The sequence below is a fragment of the Crenalkalicoccus roseus genome (assembly GCF_004761865.1).
Taxonomy (GTDB): domain Bacteria; phylum Pseudomonadota; class Alphaproteobacteria; order Acetobacterales; family Acetobacteraceae; genus Crenalkalicoccus; species Crenalkalicoccus roseus.
The window spans coordinates 60,264-80,627 of the sequence record NZ_SJDM01000009.1 but is presented as its reverse complement, the minus strand read 5'-3'; the positions used below and the strand labels follow the sequence as shown (position 1 = coordinate 80,627).

Genomic DNA, 20,364 nt, shown 5'->3' with positions numbered 1-20,364 from the left:
CCTCACCTCCCCTGCGACAGCGCCACGGCCTGCGCGGCCAGGCCCTCCGCCTGCGCTTCCAGCACCGCCTGCAGCAGCGCGCGCTCCCGCGGCGGGCCAAGGCCGCCTGCCCCTTCCGGGCGCAGCGTCACCACCGCGAGCACCGGCGCGCCACCGCCGCCGCCGAGGCTGTTCCACGCCTGGGCGATGCGGCTGCGCAACCCGCCCCCTGTCGGCGCCCCGTTCAGCCAGGCAGCGGCCGCCATCGCCCCCGCCTCGCCGACATGCCGCCCATTCCAGGCGGCGGAGCCGGGCACGGCGATGCGGAAGGTCACGTCAGTGTCGCTGCCCTCCGCCATCAGGCGATGCCGCGTGGCGGCCACCGCGCCCCAGGTGACGCGCGGCGAGAAGGCGAGGAGCTGCGCCGTCACCACCGCCCCCTCGCAGCGCAACCCCGCCCCTTCCGGCATCGGCGCGCAGCCCTCCGGCGCCGCCAGCCGGGGCGGGATGGCCCGCGGCGCCTGCCCGCCGGCCGGGTCCAGCACGCCGGCCAGCGCCGGCCCCGCCGCCGCCAGCGCCAGCGCCAGCCCGGCCGCGCCGGCGAGCGCCGCGCGCCGCGGCGCGCGCACCGGCCAGGCGGCGTCGGGGCGCGGGGATGGGGCCGCATCCTCGCGGAAGGGCAGCCCGGCCAGGATCAGCAGCAGCATCACCACCGAGAAGAAGCCCCAGCCGTAGATCACGTGGTCGGCCGCCGCCGCCTCGGCGCTGCCGAGATAGCTGCCGAGCACCACGATGCCGAGGGCGCGCAGGCCGTTGGCGAGGACCGGCACGGTCACCGCCAGCACCATCACCACGATCCGCCGCCCCGGGCTGCGGAACATGACCAGGGCATAGAGCGCGCCGAAGGCGAGGGCGGCGATGATGAAGCGCAGCCCGGCGCAGGCCTCGGCGACATGGAACAGGCCGGCCGTGGTCTCGATCAGCAGCCCGTCCCGGTAATGCGTGATGCCGAGCAGCCGCAGGCCGAGCTCGATCATCCAGGCGGTGATGTCCTGCAGCAGCGGCGTGGCGAATTCGCCGAAGGGCACCAGGAACACCAGATAGGCGAGCGGCGCCGCCATGGCGCGGGCGACGCGCCAGCCCACCACCGCCAGGATGAACACCTCGATCAGCGCCAGCGCGGCGAGCTGCCGCCCCTCCATGATGCCGAGCCGCTCCGCCGCCAGCCAGGCGAGCGCCGGCGGGAGCGCCAGCAGCGCCAGCCAAGGCGCGGGGGCGGGCGACAGCCCCGCCAGCCGGTGGCGGCGGGTCCAGGCGAGCCAGGCGGCGATCGGCAGCACCAGCCAGCAGTGGTTGTAGGCGGTGGAGCTGTTCCAGACCCGCACCGCCGCCGCCGCCTCGGCCCGGAACAGCAGCAGCAGCGCGGCGACCCCGAGGCCGAGCGCGACCAGGACCGGCGCCCAGGCGCGGCCCGCGCGCCCCGGCTCCGTCCCGGTGGCGATGCCCGGCGCCTCGGCCGCGCCGCCGATCGCATTCATGCCGCTCCTCCCATTCCTGGGCCGTCGGGACATGCCGGCGCCCGGTCCGGCCGGGAACCATCGCGCAGGATAGGGGAGGGCATCCCCGCGTCCATGAGCGAAGGCGCCGGCCCCCTCATGCCGCCACCGGCGCCGCTTCGGCCGCCCCCTCCAGCAGCGGGTCCAGGCGCCGGAGCGTCGCCGCCCAGTCGTGGCTGGCCATCACCGCGGCACGACCTGCCCTGCCGAGGGCGGGATGCGCGCCCTCCAGCACCTCGGCGACGCGCTCGGCCGTCTGCGCCGCGCCTTCGGCCACCAGCAGGTCCCGCCCCGCCACGGCGCGCACCCCCTCGAAGGCTTCGGGGGAGGCGACGACGGGCCGGGCCATCGCCATCGCCTCCAGCACCTTGTTCTGGATGCCGCGCGCGATGCGCAGCGGCGCGACCGCGACCGCGGCGTGCGCGAGGTAGGGGCGCACATCTGGCACCGCGCCGGTGACATGCACGCCGGGCAGCCGCGCCAGCGCCCGTACCGCGGGCGCCGGCCGCGCGCCGACGATGTGGAACTCCGGCGCCGCGCCGCCGCGGGCGCGCAGCCGCGGCATCACCTCGGCGGCGAACCAGCACACCGCCTCGACATTCGGCCGGTAATCCATGGTGCCGGTGAAGACGATCGCCGGCGCCCCGCCGCGGTAGGGGTTGGGGTGGGGACGGGACGGGTCGAAGCGGGCGAGGTCCACGCCGTTGTCCACCCAGTCGAGGCGCGCGGCGCAGTCCGGGGCGAGGGCGGCGAAGCGCGCCGCCTCCTCGCGCGAGACGAGGAGGGTGCGGTCGAAGGCCAGGGCGGCGCGGCGCTCGAAGGCGAGCAGGGTGCGCGCCTCACGGGCCCAGACCTGGCGCATCGGCGCCCGCGCGGCGGCGGCGTAGGCCCGCCACTTCTCGGAATCCACGTCCACCATGTCGAGCAGGCGGCGCAGGCCCGGGCGGCGCGCCGCCCTGCCCATCGCATAGGGCGCCATGGCCGAGGAGTAGGCGAAGACCGCGTCGTAGCGCCCGGCGGCGAGCCCCGCCTCGGCCCAGGCGGCGAGGCCGGGGTCGTGGAACCAGCCGAGCGTCAGCGGCAGGCCGGGCCGGAGGCGCAGCAGCGCCCGCAGCGCCGCCCCGGCGCGGCCCGGCACCGCGCGCCACTCGACGGCGGCGCAGCGCGCGCGCAGCGCCGGCAGGTGGTCGAGATCGGCCCGGTCGTCCACCAGGCAGCCGAGTTCCACCTCCCACCGCCGCGCCAGGTGGTCGAGGATGTGCCAAGCGCGGATCTTCTCGCCCTTCTCGGGCGGGTAGGGGATGCGGTGGCAGAGGAAGAGCAGGCGGCGGCGCATGGCGCGCGTCTCAGCCGAGCCCGCGCACCAGCGGCGGGCCGAGCAGGTTGGCGACCGGCAGCGGCAGCCGCTTCCAGGCGGCGATGAACAGCCGGTATTTCGGGTTGTTGGGGTTGTTGTCGGGAATGCGAGCGCCGGGGGCGAGGCGGTAGCAGTAGTGCAGCGGCTCCGGCTCGAAGCCCCAATTGCGCTTGAAGGCGAAGGCGCCGGTGCCGGCCTTGCTGCGGCCGAAGTCGAACAGCGTCGCGCCGCGCTCGCGCCCTGCCCGGCGCATCACCTCCCAGTACATGAAATCGTTGGCCGAGAGGTCGCGCGCCGCGCGGGTGCCGCCGCCGTAATAGGGCAGCACCTGGTCGCGGAAGTGGAAGTTCAGCACCGCCGCGACCGGGCGGCCCTCGTGCAGCACCGTCGTGACGTCGTGCGCGCCGGGGAAGGCCTCGGCCAGCAGGCGGAAGTAGCGGCGCGGGAAGACCGGGGAGCCGAGGTTGCGCACGCTCTCGGCGTAGATGCGGTGCAGCCGGTCGGTGTCGCCGTCGGAGACGGAGGTGAGGCGGAAGCGCTCGATCGCCTTGCGCACCTCGGCGCGCTGCTTGCGCGGGATGTTCCGCTGCAGGTCCCGGGCGTCGTCGCCGCTCAGCACGATCGGCTTGCGGAAGGTGTAGTAGAGCGGCGGTCGCTCCTGCCAGCCCGGATCGGCCGCCTCGAGGCGGCGGAACTCCAGGCAGGGGGCGCCGAGGCGCTTCTGCAGGCCGAGCGCATGCGCCTCCAGCGCCGCCGCGGCCTCGGGCGTGGCGGCGGCGGTGCCGCCATAGACGCAGAAGGGGGTGGAGGCGAGGCTGTCGCCGAACAGCCGCGTCCTCATGCGCGCGAGCGGCAGCACGCCGACGATGGCGCCGTCCTGCTCGGCATAGGCGTAGTGGGTGGGGTGGCCGAACGCCTCCCGGATCACCCGCGCCCAGGGGCTGAGGTGGAAGAAGCTGGCCTGCGGCGTGGCCCGGACGAAGGCGTCCCAGGCGGGTGCCGCCGCCGCGTCCAGCATGCGGATCCTGACCGCCATGCGCCCTAGGCGGCCATGCGGCGCGGCGCGGTGGCGCCGAGCTCGGGGGCGAAGACCTCGTCCATGCGGCCCCAGGCGAAATCCCGCAGCAGCGCGCGCAGCCGCGGCGCCATGCGGCGCAGGCCGGTGTAGTGGCGGAGCCTCGCTAGGGCCGGCGCCTCCGCGACGCGCGGCTGGTCGGGGTCCACCTCCCAGGGGTGGAAGTAGAAGACGCCGCGCCGCCCCATGGCGTTGACCCGGCGCAGCCCGGCGCGGAAGGCGCCGTAGGGGGTCATGCGGAACCAGCCGCCGCCGGAGACCGGCAGGTCGCGCAGCGGGCTGCGCAGCACCGTCATCGGCACCTCCAGCACCCCGTCGGCCTGCCAGGGCAGCAGCGCCGCCGCCCCGTCGCCGCGCGCGGCGTGCCGGCCGGGGAAGACGGAGGAGCTGTAGCGGTGCCCCTCCTCGGCCAGGATGCGATGCGCCCAGGGCGTGGCCTGCGGGCTGATGGAGAAGGTCGGCGCGCGATAGCCCAGGACCGCGACGCCGCCGGCATCCTCCAGCACCTGCTTGGCGCGGCGGATGTCCTGGCGGAAGCCCTCGGGGCCGAGGCGGAAGACGGGGGCGTGGCCATAGCCGTGGCTTGCCAGCTCGTGGCCTTCGGCGAGGATGCGGCGGATCAGCGCCGGGTGGCGCTCGGCCACCCAGCCCAGGGTGAAGAAGGTGGCGCGCACCCCGGCCTCGGCGAAGAGGTCGAGCACGTGCCCGGTGCTCGCCACCACGCGCCGCTCCTTCCCCTCCCAGGCCTGCGGGGGGATGACTCCGGCGAAGGCCTGGACCTGGAACCAGTCCTCCACGTCCACCGTCATGGCGTTGCGGAGGCTCACCGGCGCCCCCCCATCTCGGCGAAGAGGTCCATCAGCCGGCGGAACACCCGCTCGCGCCGCTCCAGGGTGCGTTCCAGCGTCTCGACGCGGTGCGTCAGCTCCTCGAGCGTCTCCTGGAGCGCCGCCTCCCGCCCGACATGGCCGCGGGCGGGGGCCGCGCCCCGGCGCGCCTCGGGGCCGCCGCCCAGATCCTCCTCCAGCTCGAGCGCCGTCGCCTCGACCATCGGCGCGGTGAGCTCGGCGGCGCGTTCGAGCGCGCAGCCGAGCAGCAGGCGGGAGCAGAGGCGGTTGATGCGGCGCGGAATGCCGCCCGAATAGTGGTGCACCAGGTCGAGCGCCCGTTCCTCCCAGCGCGGCGTGCCGCTCCAGCCGACGGCGCGCAGGCGGTGCTCGACATAGGCGTGGGTCTCCTCCCGCGACAGGCCGCTGAGATGGAAGGAGGCGAGGACGCGCTGGCGGAGCTGGTCGAGGTCCGGGCTCGCCATCACCTGGCGGAGCTGCGGCTGGCCCATCAGGATGGTCTGCAGCAGCGCCCGGTTGCCCTCGGTGACGTTGGAGAGCATGCGCAGCTCCTCGAGCGCCGGCATCGGCAGGGCCTGCGCCTCGTCCACGATCAGCAGGTGGCGCCGCTCCGCCGCCCGCAGGCGGGCGATGATGCCGCGCAGCACCGTGGCCTTGTCCCCCTCCGCCGGGGCGCCGAAGCTGTCGGCGACGAGGCGCAGCAGGTCGTCGCCCGAGACCTGGGTGGTCATGATCCGCGCCACGGCGAAGCCGTTCGGGTCGAGCTCGGCGCAGAGCCGCTCGATCAGCGTGGTCTTCCCCGCGCCGACCTCGCCGGTGATGACGACGAACCCCTCCTGCTGCGCGAGGCCGTACATCAGGTGCGCATGCGCCCGGGAATGGACGGAGCTGGCGTAGAACAGCCGCGCGTCCGGCGTCATCAGGAAGGGGTGCTCGCGGAAGCCGAAATAGTCGATGTACATGGCTGCCCGCCCTAGAAGAATTTGCGCAGCGCGAGGACGACGGTGTTCTGCACGGCGCGGCCGGAATCGAAGTCGCTGCCCCGGTTCGCGTAGAGGTAGCGGAGGCTGCCGAACAGGCCCGGCGCCAGCTCCTGCGAAAGGCCGAGGCTGAGGCCATAGACGTCGGACGTCCCGAGCGCGGTCGGGGATTCCGTGCGCCCGTAGCGGACGGAGGCGAAGCCGTTCAGCACCGGCGTCAGCGCCCGCCCCCAGGTCAGGCCGACGAAGTAGCCCTTCTGCGCGAAGCCGACCGTGCCGGGCTCGGAGGTGAGGGGCGAGCGGTCCTCGTAGCTCGAGAACAGGGTGATGGTGTCGCGCGGCCAGGTCTGGCTGATCCCGGCGGTGGCGCGCTTCACCCGCTGCAGGCTGGACTGGGTGGCGAGCAGGGAGCTGCCGAAGGGCGCGGCGAGCGGCGCTCCCGTCAGGCCGCTCACCGGATTGCCGTAGGCGTCGAAGCTGGCGCCGGACAGCAGATCCCCCGCGAGCTGCCCCGGGGTGCCGAGCTGGTCCGCATAGGTGGCGAAGACGCGGGTGCGGACGCCGACATAGACGCTGGCGTCGAGGGAGAAGGATTCGTAGCCGTTGCGCCGGCCGTAGCGCAGGATGAGGATGCTGTCCGGCCCCGGCGTCAGGCGCACGCCGACCGACCAGATCGGCCCCTGGATGTCGAGCGGCCGCGTGCCGCCATAGTGCTGGTCCTCGTAGCCGCCTTCCGCCAGCAGGGCGACCTGCCGCGTCAGCGCGTAGAGCGCCTGCACCGAGGTGAAGAGCCGGTGCGCGCCGTCGAGCACGCCGTCGCCCTCGTAGACGGTGCCGACGGTGCGCGATTCCAGCACCAGGCGCCCGAACTCCTCGCCGCTGCGGATCAGCGCGTAGCCGGTGTGGGCGTTGGTCTCCTGGTCGGTGAAGTAGGGCCGCGCGCTGCCGGGCAGGAAGGCGCGCCGGCCCGAGACGGAGGAGTACTGGTAGCTGTAGCCGAGCTGCGCGACGGCGAGGGTGCCGAACCGGTGCACCAGATAGGGCGAGGCCTGCAGGTTGACGGTCTGGACCAGGTCGCGGCGGTTGGTGGCGAGGTTGTCCTGCGCCAGATAGCCGCCGCCGAGCGACTGCAGGCCGCCATAGCCGCGCAGGTCGAGGAACAGCCGGTCCTGCACCAGCGTCGCCAGCCCCTGCCCGCTGAAGCGGTGGTCCAGCCGGACCTCCCCGCTCTCGGCGTAGTGGCGCAGCAGGGGGGCGTAGCTGAGCCGCCCGGTCAGCCGCGCCGTCTCCGCCCGGGCATCCAGGGCGGGGGAGAGGGTGGTGACGAAGTCGGCGCGGCGGTCGCGGACGGTGCCGCGCGCATTGTCCGTGGCCAGCAGCTCAAGGCCGATGCTCGGGGTGAGGCTCCAGGCCGGAGCCGGGCCGGGCGCGGCGGCGGTCCGCCCGGTGGCGAGGGGAATGCCGCCGAAGGGCAGGCCGAGGCCGCCGAGATCGCCGAAGCCCTCATAGCCCGGCAGCACCGGAGAGGCGCGCGCGCCTTCGAGGCGCCCCTCGCGGAAGGGGCCCGGCGCCTCCGGCAGGAGCGGCTGGGCGGCGGCCGGCGCGGCCAGGGCGAGCCCGGCCCAGATCCCGGCCAGGAGGCGCCCCCACCGCCGGCCATGCATCGGCGGCTCAGCCACCGGGGCGGGGCGCGGGGGCGCCATAGGCGTCGTAGCCGCCATACGCGCCGAAACTGTCGCTGGCGCTGAGCTGCATCCTGTTGAGCAGGAGCTGCAGGTTCGGGCAGGCATCCACCAGGTCGAGCGCCGCCTCCACCTCGTCGCGCTGGGTGCGCTCGGCCTCCACCACCATCAGCACCTGGCCGACCACGGCGGCCAGGCTGTTCGGCTCGCTGGTGGCAAGGCAGGGCGGCGAATCGAGGATCAGGATGTGGTCGGGCAGCGCCGCGGCGAGGCGGAGGATCGCCGCCGCCACCATCGGGCCGGGTGGCACCGCCGGCTCGCCCTCCACCGGCGCGCCGTGGGGCAGGAAGAACAGCCCTGGCCGCGCCGTCGCCAGCACCAGGGAGGCGGGCGGCGGGGCCCGCCGGCTCGCCAGCAGCCGCAGCCCCGGAGCCTCCGCCTGGCCGAGCTGCGCGCTTATCGAGTCGCGCTTGCCGTCGGTGTCCACGAGCACGACAGGACTGACGTTGCTGGCGGCGAGGCTGGCGGCGAGGTTGAGAGCGGTGAAGGTCTTACCCTCGCCCGGGCGGGCGCTGGTGACCAGCACCGCGCGCGCGCAGCGCTCCGCCGAGGGCTCGATCTTGCGCATCGCCAGCAGGAGCTGCTGCTGGACGATGTTGATCTCCTCCGACAGCCGGCTGCGCGCCGCCTCCGGCTCGCCGATGGCAAGGCCGGCGCGCCGCAGCGCCTCCCAACCGATCGCCGGGGAGGGAGGAGGGAGCGGGGCCGCGGCGGGCTCGGCCGGCGCGGGGGCGCGGGGGGGCGGCGCCGGCGCGGCCGCGCCGTGGCTGGGCTGGCGGAGCAGGGCGGTGCCGCCGAGCGCCTCGACGGCCCGCTCGACCAGGTGCGGGCGGGGGGTTGGCGTGTAGGTCAAGCGATCATCCTTGCCACCAGCCGCGGCAGTTTTGCCGCCAGCGTCGAGCCTTCCGCCAGCACCGCGCCATAGGCGGCGAACAGCAGCACCACCCCGCCGGCGAAGGTGACCAGGGCCACACCCTGGCGCCGCGCCGGCTGCGTCGAGGAGAGTGCGCCGAGCACCGGCAGGCCGAGCCGGCGCAGGTCGTGGAGGGTGTAGAAGCCGCGGTCGAGCTGCACCAGCAGCAGGGCGAGCGCCGCTCCCGCGCCCAGGCCGGCCGCCAGCACCATCGAGGCGAACAGGAAGCGGTTGGGGCCGGTCGGGATAGTCGGCACGGTCGGCGGATCCACCACCTCGAGCCGCACCCGGTCCGCCCCGGTGCGGGCGGCGCCGGCGAGTTGCACCGATTCCCGACGCGCCAGCAGCTCCTCGTAGTTCTGGCGCAGCACGTTGTAGTCGCGGTCGAGGTTCATGAACTGCGCCTGCACATGCGGCGCGCTGCGGGCCATCTGCTCGAGCCGCGCGACCGCCTCCTCCACCTCGCGGATCTGCCGCTCGAGCGAGTTGATGACGGCGTCGGCGTCCACCAGGCGCAGCCGGAGCTGCTCGTGCAGCGGGTTGGGCTGGGCGGCGGCGGGCCGCGCCCCGGCCGGCGCCCGCCCGCCGCCGGTGCGGCGCAGCTCGGCGATCATGTTGCGCAGGGCGATGACGTCCGGGTGCTGGTCGGTGTAGCGCAGCCGCAGATCGCGCAGCGCCCGCTCGGCCTCGGCGAGCCGGCTCTCGCCGCCCGCCCCGCCGGCCCCGGGGGCGAGCATGGCCGGCGTCGCCTCGAGCTGCTGGCGGGTCAGCTCGCGGCGGTGCTGCGCGTCCTGCAGCTCGCCGCGCAGCCGGCGCAGGTGCTCGCGCGCCTGCTCGAGCCGGGTCAGGCCGAAAGGTCCTTCGGGCAGCAGCTCCATGTAGCGGGCGCGGAAATCGGCGCGGCGCTGCTCGGCCTCGCGGAGCTGGGCCTCGTAGGCGGCGATCTGCCGGTTCACGAAGGCGCGGGCGTTCTCCATCTGCTGGCGGTCGCTCGCGCTCGCCGCCTCGATGAAGAGGTCGAGCACCGTCTGCACCACGTCCCGCGCCAGGGTCGGGTTGGTGTCGCCGTAGCTGACGGTGAACAGGTTGCGGGTCTGCGGCGTGACGCGGATGTCCTTGGCCAGGCTCTGCAGCAGCGCCTCGCGCGAGGCGACGCTGTCCACCCGCTGGTCGAGGTCGGTGCGGGCGATCACCCGCTCGAGGTTGGGCCGGCTCAGCAGGGTGCGCTGCAGCCGCTCCACCTGGGCGGCGGGGGAGCTGTCCACGGCGATGTTCTGCAGCACCTGGCCGAGGACCACATCGGCATCGGCGTAGAGGCGGGCGCTCGCCCGGTACTGGTCGGGCAGGGTGTAGACCACGGCCCAGCCGAGGAGGCAGACCGCCCAGGCGAGCGCCAGCGCCTTCCAGCGATGCCGCCAGGCGGATTTGGCGTAGCGCCGCAGCTCCGCGACGATCTGCATGGGGCTAGAACCAGCCCTGCGGGATGATGAGCGTGTCGCCGGGCTGCATCGGCACGTCCTGGGAGATGTCGGCGCCGCGCAGCAGGTCGGCCAGGCGCACGCGGAAGCTCTGCGCCGTGCCGTCCGGGGCGCGGCGGACGATCTCGGCGCGGTTGCCGGCGGCGAAGCGGGTCAGGCCGCCGACCTCGATCAGCACGTCGAGCACCGTCATCCCCTCGCGGTAGGGGATCGCCTTGGGCTGCGCCGCCTCGCCGATCACGCGCACCTGGCGCGTGGTCGGGCCGACGAAGGAGCGCACCATGACGGTGACGTTGGGGTCGCGGACGTACTGCTTCAGCCGTGCCTCGATGTCGCGGGCGAGCTGGGTCGGGGTGCGGCCGGCCGCCTCGAGATCGGGCACGAGGGGAAGCGAGATGCGCCCATCCGGTCGCACGGGAAGATCCACGCTGAGCTCGGGGGCGCGATGGACGAAGACGCTGAGCGCATCCCCCGGCCCGATGATGTAGTCGGGCGCGGTGGCGCGGGCCTCCGGCACCGCCGGCGGCGGCCCGCCTCCGGCGCAGCCCGCGAGGGTGAGGGCAAGAAGAAGACCGACCACAACTTTAAGGCGGTGCGCCACCATGCCTATTCTCCCATGGCGCGCGGCAGCGGCGTGGACGCGCCTGGAACCGCTTGGCCGCACCAACCATCCAGAGTGCGCCACCGTAGATGTTCCACGTCGGGGGCGCAACAGGCTATTTGGTTAAAAAAGTTCCAAAAATGCGACACCGCCTGCGTCAAGACCCCCATCCCCGCTCACATGTCACAAATCTGTCTGACGATCCGCCTCGGCGCCGGAGGATGAGGCAAGGGTCGCGCGCAATCTAAGCTGGTGCCAGCGGAAGCCACTTTTGTCACGCTTTTTTGAACGTCCCCCTGGGGTCGCTCCGGTATGGTCTCACGACTGCGTTTCCAGGCTTTTCCACTCTGCACGCACTGGCGGCGCCGCGAAAGCCGCCAAGTGTGTTTCAATTTCTAGAATAGTTAAAAATTGATGATGGACAACGTGCCGGTTCTGTCGCAGAATAGTGGGGTTTCCGGTCTGGCTCTCCCTCCCCTGGCCATGGCGCCCTGGAAAACCTTCCATGACGAACCTCTTCGGCCACAGCGTCCGTTCGGAACTGCTTGCCCTCTACGTGGCGGAGACGCTCGCATGCTTCGTCGTCATCTATCTCCTGCTCGCCTGGGGCATCGCCGGGGCGTCGCCTAGCAGCGGCGGCACCATCGCCGCCGCCGCGGTGCTGGCGCTCGGCGCGGGCGCCGTCTCGGGCGCCTGCGGCCTCTACCAGCCGGAGGCGTGGTCGCGGGCCAACCGGCTGCTGCTCGGCACCCTCATCGCCGGCCTGCTCCTGCTGCCTCTCGCCTGGCCCGCCCTGGCGCTGCTCCGCCCTGCCCCCGCCGAGGGCGCGAGCGGGCGCATCGCCGAGATCCTGCTCGCCTTCGCCGCCGTCGTCGTCTCCACCCGCCTCGGCTTCGCCGCGGCGGTGCGCAGCGGCGTCCTCTGCCGCCGCCTCGCCGTCATCGGCGGCCCGGGCGCCGTCGCCCTGAAGGCCGATCCGGGGGAGGCGCGGCCCGAGCCCTTCGCGGTCGCCCTCACCCTGCGCCCCGACGGCCGGCTCGCCGAGGCGCTGGCGCCCGAGCGGCTGCGCGCGCAGCGCATCTGGGCCGTGCTGGTCGCCGACGGCGCGACGCTGCCAGAGCCGGTGCGCCGGCGCTGCGAGGCGGCGGGGGTACGCCTGTTCAGCGAGGCCGAGTTCCGCGAGCGCCGCCTCAGCCGCGTGGACCTCGACCGGCTCGGCCCCGGCTGGCTGGCCACCGCCCGCGCCACCCGCGAGGGGTGGCTCGAGGCCGCCATCCGCCGCGGCTTCGACATCGGCCTCAGCCTCGCCCTGCTGCTGCTGACCCTGCCGCTGCTGCTGCTGACCGCGCTGGCCATCAAACTCGACAGCCCGGGCCCCGTCTTCTACCGCCAGGAGCGGGTGGGCCGCGGCGGGCGCGTCTTCACCCTCTACAAATTCCGCTCCATGGTGGTGGATGCCGAGGCCAACGGCGCCCCCTGCTGGGCGAGCCGGGGCGATCCGCGCGTCACCCGCGTCGGCCGCCTCATCCGCCTCACCCGCATCGACGAGATCCCGCAGGCGCTGAACGTGCTGCGCGGCGACATGGCGATCGTCGGCCCGCGCCCCGAGCGGCCGGCCTTCGTCGAGCAGCTCAACCGCCTGATCCCGCACTACCGGGACCGCGCCTGCGTCAAGCCCGGCATCACCGGCTGGGCGCAGGTTAACTATCCGTACGGCGCTTCCGTCGAGGATGCGCGCATGAAGCTCGCCTACGACCTTTATTATGTGCGCCGGCGCAGCCTGTTCCTCGACCTGCTGATCCTGATTGCCACCGTCCGCGTGGTGCTGTTCCAGGAGGGGGCGCGGTGAGCCCGGCCGGCGTGGCGGAGCCGGGGTGACGGGCGCCGTCTCCCCGCTGCTGCACGCGGGCGCGGCCGCGGTCTGCCTGGTCTGGGCCGCGCTGGTGCTCGGGGTCGGGCGCAACCGGGCGGCGCTGCTGCCCGCCGCCGCCTGCGCCGGCACCGCCCTCTGGGCGGGCGTGCTGGCGCTGACGCCGGAGGCGCCGCTCACCGGCCCCGCCGGCGTGGCGGAGATCCTGCGCAACGGCCTCTGGCTCGTCCTGCTGGTCGCGCTCTGCCGGCGCGCCGGCGGCCCGCGCGCCGCCCCGCTCGCCCGCCGCTTCGCCATCGGTGGCGGCATCGCCGCGGCGCTCACCCTCGCCGCGCTGCTGCCCGCCGCCGCCCTCTCCCTGCCCACTCTCGGTTCGCCGGCGCTGCTGGCGCGGCTCGGCCTCGCCCTGCTGATGGTGCTGCTGGCCGAGAACCTCTACCGCAACGCCGACGAGGCGGCGCGCTGGCACGTCAACCTGCCGGCCATCGCCCTCGGCGGCCTCTCCGTCTTCGACGTCCTGCTCTACGCCGACGCGGCGCTGCACCGCGAATTCTCCCCCGCCCTGCTCGACGCCCGCGCCGCCCTCGCCGCGCTGGCGATGCCGCTGCTCGCCCTTGCCGCGGTGCGCGACCGGCGCTGGCGGCGCGACCTGCCGGTCTCGCGCGAGGTGGTGTTCCACGGCGCGACGCTCGTGGTCGCCGGCGCCTTCCTGCTCGGCGTCGGCGCCGCCGGCGAGGCGCTGCGCCATCTCGGCGCCGACTGGGCGCGGGCGGCGCAGGTCAGCCTGCTCGCCGGGGCGGTGATGGTGCTCGCCGTCGCCGCCGCCTCGCGCACCGTGCGCTCGCGGGTGCGGCGGCTGGTCGTGGACCACTTCTTCGCCGCTCGCTACGACTACCGTCGGGAATGGCTGCGCTGCGTCGCCGCCCTCTCCGCCTCGGACGCCGAGGCGCCGGCTCCGGTGCGGGCGATCCGCGCCGTCGCCGACGCGGTGGACAGCCCGGCCGGGGTGCTGCTGCTGCGCGAGCCGGGCGAGGCGGGGCTGCACTGGGCCGGCTCCTGGAACCTGCCCACCGGCCCGCTCGCCCTGCCCGGCGGCCACCCCCTGCTCGCGGCGCTGCGCGAGGGCGCCTGGGTGGCCGAGCTCGGCGCCGCGGCGCCGGCCGATCTGCGCGCCGCCTACGGGCCGCTCTGGCTCGGCGTGCCGCTGCTGCACCACCGGGAGGGGCTGCTCGGCGCGGTGCTGCTCGCCCCGCCGCGCGCGCCCTTCCCGCTGGATGGGGAAGTGTTCGACCTGCTGCGCACCCTCGGGCGCGAGGTGGCGATGTTCCTCGCCGAGCGCCGCGCCGCCGAACGCCTGGCCGACCAGCGGCAGCTGCAGGACTACGCAAAACGCTTCGCCTTCGTCGCGCACGACGTTAAGACCGTGGCGAGCCAGTTGACGCTCCTGCTCGCCAACGCCGACGAGAACATCGAGGATCCGGAGTTCCAGCGCGACATGCTGCTCACCGTCCGCGCCTCGGCGGACCGGATCAACGCCCTGATCGCCCGGCTGCGCCAGCCGGGGGACGAGCCGCTTCCCGGACCGGCCGAGGCCGCCGTCGCGCCGCTCGCGCGGCTGCGCGCCCTCGCCGCCGCCCGGGCGCACCCGGTGGCGCTGGAGGAGGAGGGCGCCGGGGCGGCCGAGGTGGCGATGGCGCCCGAGCGCTTCGACGCGGCGGTGACGCATCTGCTCGACAACGCCATCGAGGCCTCCGCCCCTGGCGAGCCGGTGCGCATCCGGCTGCGCCAGGAGGGCGGGCGCGTGGTGGTGGACATCATAGACCGGGGCGAGGGCATGACGCCGGAGTTCATCCGCGACGAATTGTTCCGCCCGCTCAGCACCTCCAAGCCGCGCGGCAGCGGCATCGGCGCCTGGCAGGCGCGGGAGCTGCTGCGCGAGGCGGGGGGCGATCTCACCGTGCTGAGCCGGCCGGGCGCCGGCACCACCATGCGACTCACCTTGCCGGTGCGACCGGGCAGCCGGGCGGGCGCAGCCCCCCTCGCGGCGGCGCAGGGGATGCCGGCATGAGCAAGCCGAAGCTCCTGGTCATCGAGGACGACCCCGGCCTCTGCGCCCAGTACCGCTGGGCCTTCCCCGGCTGCCGGGTGGTGATCGCCAACGACCGCCGCCAGGCCGAGCAGCTCCTGCGCCGCGAGCAGCCGGCGGCGGCGCTGCTCGACCTCGGCCTGCCGCCCGACCCGGAGGGGGTGAGCGAGGGCTTCGCCACGCTCGAGGCGCTGCGCGCCGCCTGCCCCGACCTGCCGGTGGTGGTGGCCACCGGCCAGGGCCAGCGCGAGAACGCGCTGCGCGCGGTCGGCCTCGGCGCCTATGATTTCTGCGAGAAGCCGGTGGATCTCGCGGTGCTGCGCACGGTGGTGGACCGCGCGCTCCGGCTGCGCGAGCTCGAGGAGGAGAACCGCCGGCTGGCCGAGGCGCCGCGCAGCTCCCCGATCCAGGGCATCGTCACCGCCGATGAGGGGATGCTCAAGGTCTGCCGCACGGTGGAGCGCCTGGCCGGCGTCTCGGTGCCGGTGCTGCTGCTCGGCGAGAGCGGCACCGGCAAGGAGGCGCTGGCGCGCGCCCTGCACGAGCTGGGCCCGCGGGCAGGCAGGCCCTTCGTCGCCATCAACTGCGCCGCCATCCCCGAGACGCTGCTGGAATCCGAGCTGTTCGGCCACGAGAAGGGCGCCTTCACCGGGGCGGTGCGCCAGGTGATCGGCAAGGTCGAGGCGGCAAACGGGGGCACCCTCTTCCTCGACGAGATCGGCGAGATGCCGGTGACGCTGCAGGCCAAGCTGCTGCGCTTCCTGCAGGACCAGGTGATCGAGCGCGTCGGCGGGCGCAGCCCGATCCGCGTGGATGTGCGCGTCGTCTCCGCCACCAACCAGCCGCTGGAGACGCAGGCCGAGGAGGGGCGCTTCCGCGGCGATCTGCTCTACCGGCTCAACTCCGTCACCGTGCGCATCCCGCCGCTGCGCGAGCGGGGCGGGGACGCGCTGCTGCTGGCACGCTGGTTTCTCGCCCGCCACGCGCGCGAGTTCGGCCGCCGGCTGCGCGGCTTCGACCCCGAGGCGACGGAGGCGATCGCGGCGCATCGCTGGCCGGGCAATGTGCGCGAGCTCGAGAACCGCGTCCGCCGCGCCGCCCTGATGACCGAGGGGCCGCTGGTCGGCGCCGCCGACCTCGAACTCGCCGCCCCCGCCGCGCCGGCACCGGCAGAGGCGGATTTCGACCTGCGCGCCGCCCGCCTGCGCGCCGAGCGCGAGACGATCGAGCGCGCGCTGGCGCACAGCGGCGGCAGCCTCTCCGCCGCCGCCCGCCTGCTCGGCGTCAGCCGCCCCACCCTCTACGGCCTGCTGAGCACCCACGGCATGGCCGCGCCCCGCCCGGGACCGGATGCCCCGGCCCTGACCGACCAGGACGCCGTATAGCGAGGCTCCCCATGGCATCCCGCTCCATCCGCCTGCTGACCTTCGCCGCCGCGCTGCTCGCGGCGAGCCCGGCCTCCGCCTCCCTGGAACGCGCCCAGGCGGCGCAGGCGCGCGGCGACCTGCGCGCGGCGCAGATCGAGCTGCGCAACGCGGTGCGCGCGCGGCCGAACGACGGCGTGCTGCGCGCCGCGCTCGCCGCCGCGAGCCTCGACCTCGGCGACGGCGACACCGCGGAGAAGGAGGCGCGCGCCGCGCTCGAGCGCGGCTACGACCCGGTCGCGGGCACCGCGCTGCTGCTGCGCGCCTACCTCATGCTCGGGCGCAGCCGCGACCTGCTGCGCGACTTCCCGGTGCCGGCGGAGCCCGGCAAGGCCGCGCTCGGCGGCCAGATCGCGGCGGCCCGGGCGCTCGCCCAGCTCGCGCTCGACGAGCGCGAGGCGGCGAAGGAGTCGGTCGCGACCGCGCTCCGCCTGGCGCCGGAGGCCGCCGAATCGCACCTCGCCGCCGCCATCCTCGCGCAGACCGAGAACGACCGCGCCGGCGCCGAGGCGGCGCTCGACCGGGCGCTGGCCGCCGATCCCGGCAATGTCGAGGCGCGGCTGCGCAAGGCCGGCCTCGCCTTCGCGCGCGGCGAGCCGGCGGCGGCGGTCGAGGCCCTCGACCCGCTGCTCGCCCGCGCGCCCGGCAACGTTCCGGCGCGGCTGTTGCGGGCCGAGGCCCATCTCCGCCTCGGCAGGGAGGCCGAGGCGCGCCAGGACGTGGAGGCGGCGCTGCGCACCGCGCCGGGCAACGCGCCGGCGATCTACATGCGCGGGGTGCTGCTGCTGCGCGCGCAGGACTGGCGCGCCGCCGACGAGACCTTCCAGCGCCTCGGCGCCGCGCTCGGCAATTTCCCCGACGGCTTCCTGTTCGCCGCCGTGGCCAAGCGCGCGCTCGGCCAGGCGGCGCAGGCGGAGGACCTGGCGCGGCGCCACGTCGCCCGCCGCCCCGAGGATCCGCGCGGGGCCAAGCTGCTGGCCTCGATGGAGCTGGCCGACGGGCGGCCGGACGCGGCGGCAGGCACCCTCTCCCGCCTCGCCGATCGCGGCGCGGCGGATGTCGAGGCGCTCGACATGCTGGGCCGCGCCCATGCCGCCGCCGGGCGCCCGCGCGAGGCGGCGGCGGCGTTCGAGAGGGCGGTCGCGCTGGCGCCGAACGATGCCGGCCTGCTCGCCCGCCTCGCCGCCGCGCGGCTCGCGGCGGGGGATCCCGCGGGCACGGCGGAGGCGGCGCAGGGCTCGCTCGAGCTGCGGCCGGACCAGGCCGGGGCGCGGGAGATGCTGGCCATGACCGCGCTCACCCGCGGCGACCTCGCCGCCGCCGAGGCGGAGCTCGCGAGGCTCGACCCGGCGGCGCGCGCCGGCGAGGCGGCGGGGGTGCTGGAGGGCACCATCCGCCTCGGGCGCCTCGACCTGGCCGGGGCGCGGACCAGCTTCGAGACGGTGCTGCGCAGCCACCCCGAGAGCGTCACCGCCCGGCTCGGCCTGGCCCGCGTGCTGCTGGCGCAGGGCGAGCCGGCGGAGGCCGAACGGCTGCTCGTCGAGGTGCTGGAGCGCCAGCCCGCCAATGCCGAGGCGCTCGGCCGGCTGGGCGCGCTCGCCCGCTCCGGCGGGCCGCGTGCCGCCTCGGCCCGCGCGGCGCTGGAGCGCGTCCAGGCCGCCGCCCCCGCCGAGCCGGCGCCGGCCCTGGCGCTCGCCAGCGTGCTCGCCGGCGCCGGCGAGACCGCCCGTGCCGTGGCGGTGCTGGAGGCCGAGCCGCTGCGCGCGCCCGGCCGGGGCGCGGCGCTGCCGCTTGCCCGCTCCCAGGCCTATGCCGCGCTCGAGCGCTGGGAGGAGGCGGAGGCGGCGGCGCGCGCCGCGCTCGCCGAGGAGCCGCAGAACGCCACAGCGCGGCGCCAGCTCGCCCTGCTGCTGAACCGCGCCGGCAACGTCCAGGGGGCGGAGGCGCTGGTGCTGGAGGGGCTGCGGCTGCAGCCGGGCAACGTCCTGCTGCAGCAGACCCTGGTCGGGCTGGTGCAGCAGGCGCGCGGCTTCGAGGCGGCGCTCAACGTCGCCGAGCAGCTCGCCCGCCAGCCGGCGGCGCAGCCCGCCGCGCGCCTGCTGCCCGGCGACCTGCTGCTCTCCGCCCGCCGCCCGGCCGAGGCGGCGCGCGCCTTCGCCGCCGCCTATGCCGAGGCGCCTTCCGTCCTGCTGGCGCTGCGCCAGGCCACCGCCTGGGTCGCGGCGGGGCAGCCGGCGGAGGCCGAGGCGGCGCTCAAGGCCTGGCTCGAGCGCGAGCCGGACAGCCCGGAGGCGCTCGACCTTCTCGCGCAGTTCGACATCGGCGCCGGGCGCTATGCCGAGGCGGAGCGGCGGCTGAACACGGTGGTGGAGCGCATGCCGCGCAACGCGGTGGCGCTCAACAACCTCGCCTGGATCCTCGGCGAGCGGGGCGGCCCGGAGGCCGCGGCGCGGGCACGGGCGCTCGCCGAGCGGGCGTATTTCCTGATGCCGACCGCCGAGACCGCCGACACGCTCGGCTGGATCCTGGCCCGCAACGGCGAGGCCGAGCGGGCGCTGCCGCTGTTGCGCGCCGCCGCCGCCGCGCCGCGCGGCGCCCAGGGGCCGGACCCGGCGAAGGCCTATCGCCTGGCCTACGCGCTGCGCGAGGCGGGCAGGCCCGCGGAGGCGGCGCAGGTGCTGGAGCCCCTCCTCGCCACGGAGGCCGCCTTCCCCGAGCGGGCGGAGGCGGAGCGGCTGCTGGCCGCGCTGCGCGCGGGACGGTAGGCAGCGTTGCGCGACATCGGCCTCACCGCCTTCATCCTGGCGCTGCTGCCGCTGGCGGCGGCGCGGCCCTTCGTCGGCGTGCTGCTGTGGTCGTGGGTCTCCTTCATGAACCCGCACCGGCTGGCCTGGGGCTTCGTCGGCTCCCTGCCGGTGGCGGCGATGGCGTTCTGCGTCACCATCGTCGGCTGCATCATCGCGCGCGAGCCGCGGCGGCTGCCGGTCAACGCGGTGACGGTGCTGCTGGTGGTGCTGATGGCCTGCGTCACCGTCACCTCCTTCACCGCCCTCGCCCCGCCCGCCGTCGTCTGGGGGAAGTGGGAAAGCGTCATCAAGATCATTCTTGGGCTGCTGCTCACCGCCTGCCTGCTGACCGACCGCTGGCGCATCCACGCCCTGGTGTGGCTGATGGTCATCGCCATCGGCTATTTCGGGGTGCGCGGCGGCCTGTTCACCCTGCTCACCGGCGGGCAGCACATCGTGCTCGGCCCCCCGCACACGATCATCGCCGACCGCAACCACCTCGCGGTCGGGCTGCTCGTGGCGCTGCCGCTGATGAACTACCTGCGCCTGCAGTCGCCGCACCGGCTGGTCCGCTGGGGACTGGTCGCCGCCATGGTGCTGTCGCTGTTCGCGGCGATCGGCAGCCAGTCCCGCGGCGCCCTCCTCGCCCTGGCCGCGACCGCGCTGTTCCTCTGGCTTCGTACCAAGGGCGGGATCCTTACCAAGCTCCTCGCCGGCATCGTCATCGGCATCACCCTCGCCGGGGCGATCAGCTTCATGCCCGAGAGCTGGACCGAGCGCATGCGCACGATCGAGACCTATGAGGAGGACCAGTCGGCCATGGGCCGCGTGCGCATCTGGCAGGCCGCCTTTGCGATCGCCATGGAGCGGCCCATGATCGGCGGCGGCTTCAAGGCCGTCTACCAGCAGGACATCGTGGACCGGGTCGCGCCCGGCGTGCGGGCGCGGGCCGACCACAGCATCTGGCTGGAGGTGCTGAGCGAGCACGGCTTTCCGACCTTCCTGGTCTGGCTCGGCATCCTGTTCGCCGGTGTCTTCTACACCCTGCGCATCACCCGCCTGGCGCGCGGCCGGCCGGACCTGCAATGGGCTTCCGATCTCGCGCGCATGACGCAGGTCGCATTCGTTCCTTATCTGGTGGGAGGAACGTTCCTGTCGTTCGGGTACTGGGACTTCTTCTGGACGCTGCTCGTCGTGGTGGCGGCCACCCATGCGCTGGTGGCGCAGGCGGTCCGGCAGGAGCGCGGGGCGAGGCTCCCCGCCCTGGGCTTGGCGGCGCGGCCGCGCGCCGTCGCCTACCCGTGACGCCCCTGGAGCTGCCGCGGGATGCAGACGCTCTACTTCATCGCCATGGTCATCGGGGTCGGATGGCTGATGCTCTGGAGCATCCTGCCCAAGCCCCCCGATGGGCGCTTCTGGTCGCCCTTCGACATGCGGGAAGATCTCGAGGCTGCCGCCCGTGCCGGAGAGGCGGAGGGGAAGGACGGGCCGCGGGAGCCGGCCCCGCCGGCGCGCTCCTGGCGGGCACGGGCGGAAGCCGCACGCACCGCCCCCCGTCCGCTGGCGGAGCCGGTGCGCCGGGCCATCCCTCCACGCCAGGGCGCGGGATGGCCGCACAGCAGGGAGAAGCGGGGATGACCATCTGGTGCCGGCACGCCCTTCCTGCCCG

15 protein-coding genes are annotated in these 20,364 nt (G+C 75.2%); 6 read left to right on the top strand and 9 right to left on the bottom strand.

Annotated features, from left to right (window positions below):
- Positions 1-2 precede the first annotated feature (2 nt).
- The 9 genes from xrtA to ET526_RS09600 form a co-directional block, all read right to left on the bottom strand.
- Positions 3-1,517 (bottom strand): exosortase A, encoded by a 1,515-nt coding sequence (gene xrtA / locus ET526_RS09640; RefSeq protein ID WP_158295545.1) that lies wholly within the window; start codon positions 1,515-1,517, stop codon positions 3-5.
- A 115-nt stretch (positions 1,518-1,632) separates the two neighbouring features.
- Positions 1,633-2,871, bottom strand: a complete 1,239-nt coding sequence (locus ET526_RS09635; protein WP_135467483.1) for a TIGR03087 family PEP-CTERM/XrtA system glycosyltransferase — start codon at positions 2,869-2,871, stop codon at positions 1,633-1,635.
- A 10-nt stretch (positions 2,872-2,881) separates the two neighbouring features.
- The gene (locus tag ET526_RS09630) at positions 2,882-3,910 is read right to left on the bottom strand and encodes a FemAB family XrtA/PEP-CTERM system-associated protein (protein ID WP_240048334.1); all 1,029 of its coding nucleotides are present in this window, start codon (positions 3,908-3,910) and stop codon (positions 2,882-2,884) included.
- Positions 3,911-3,933: 23 nt separating this feature from the next.
- The gene (locus tag ET526_RS09625; protein ID WP_240048333.1) at positions 3,934-4,794 is read right to left on the bottom strand and encodes an XrtA system polysaccharide deacetylase; all 861 of its coding nucleotides are present in this window, start codon (positions 4,792-4,794) and stop codon (positions 3,934-3,936) included.
- Complete coding sequence (locus tag ET526_RS09620; protein WP_135467481.1) at positions 4,791-5,777, bottom strand: AAA family ATPase; 987 nt, start codon at positions 5,775-5,777, stop codon at positions 4,791-4,793. The genes ET526_RS09625 and ET526_RS09620 overlap by 4 nt, the downstream gene beginning before the upstream one ends.
- Before the next feature lie 11 nt (positions 5,778-5,788).
- Positions 5,789-7,459 carry a TIGR03016 family PEP-CTERM system-associated outer membrane protein gene (locus tag ET526_RS09615; protein ID WP_135467480.1) on the bottom strand — a complete coding sequence of 557 codons (1,671 nt, stop codon included), beginning with the start codon at positions 7,457-7,459 and terminating at the stop codon, positions 5,789-5,791.
- Between the two features lie 7 nt (positions 7,460-7,466).
- Positions 7,467-8,390 carry a P-loop NTPase family protein gene (locus ET526_RS09610; RefSeq protein WP_135467479.1) on the bottom strand — a complete coding sequence of 308 codons (924 nt, stop codon included), beginning with the start codon at positions 8,388-8,390 and terminating at the stop codon, positions 7,467-7,469.
- On the bottom strand, positions 8,387-9,910 hold the full coding sequence (locus ET526_RS09605) for an XrtA system polysaccharide chain length determinant (RefSeq protein WP_135467478.1): 1,524 nt from the start codon (positions 9,908-9,910) through the stop codon (positions 8,387-8,389). The genes ET526_RS09610 and ET526_RS09605 overlap by 4 nt, the downstream gene beginning before the upstream one ends.
- Positions 9,911-9,914: 4 nt before the next feature.
- Positions 9,915-10,532, bottom strand: a complete 618-nt coding sequence (locus ET526_RS09600) for an XrtA/PEP-CTERM system exopolysaccharide export protein (protein ID WP_135467477.1) — start codon at positions 10,530-10,532, stop codon at positions 9,915-9,917.
- Between the two features lie 502 nt (positions 10,533-11,034).
- On the opposite strand from ET526_RS09600, the gene ET526_RS09595 reads away from it, so the two are divergent.
- The 6 genes from ET526_RS09595 to ET526_RS09570 are packed head-to-tail and all read left to right on the top strand — an operon-like array spanning position 11,035 to position 20,333.
- Positions 11,035-12,378, top strand: coding sequence for an exopolysaccharide biosynthesis polyprenyl glycosylphosphotransferase (locus ET526_RS09595; RefSeq protein ID WP_135467476.1), 1,344 nt, complete (start codon positions 11,035-11,037; stop codon positions 12,376-12,378).
- Between the two features lie 25 nt (positions 12,379-12,403).
- A complete protein-coding gene (prsK, locus tag ET526_RS09590) occupies positions 12,404-14,467 on the top strand; it encodes an XrtA/PEP-CTERM system histidine kinase PrsK (RefSeq protein WP_135467475.1) in 2,064 nt (687 codons plus the stop codon).
- Positions 14,464-15,870 carry a PEP-CTERM-box response regulator transcription factor gene (gene prsR, locus ET526_RS09585; protein ID WP_135467474.1) on the top strand — a complete coding sequence of 469 codons (1,407 nt, stop codon included), beginning with the start codon at positions 14,464-14,466 and terminating at the stop codon, positions 15,868-15,870. The genes prsK and prsR overlap by 4 nt, the downstream gene beginning before the upstream one ends.
- 11 nt (positions 15,871-15,881) lie before the next feature.
- Positions 15,882-18,674, top strand: a complete 2,793-nt coding sequence (prsT, locus tag ET526_RS09580) for an XrtA/PEP-CTERM system TPR-repeat protein PrsT (protein ID WP_135467473.1) — start codon at positions 15,882-15,884, stop codon at positions 18,672-18,674.
- Positions 18,675-18,680: 6 nt separating this feature from the next.
- A complete protein-coding gene (locus ET526_RS09575) occupies positions 18,681-20,000 on the top strand; it encodes a putative O-glycosylation ligase, exosortase A system-associated (protein WP_135467472.1) in 1,320 nt (439 codons plus the stop codon).
- Positions 20,001-20,021: 21 nt separating this feature from the next.
- Positions 20,022-20,333, top strand: a complete 312-nt coding sequence (locus tag ET526_RS09570; RefSeq protein ID WP_135467471.1) for a hypothetical protein — start codon at positions 20,022-20,024, stop codon at positions 20,331-20,333.
- The last annotated feature ends 31 nt before the right edge of the window (positions 20,334-20,364 follow it).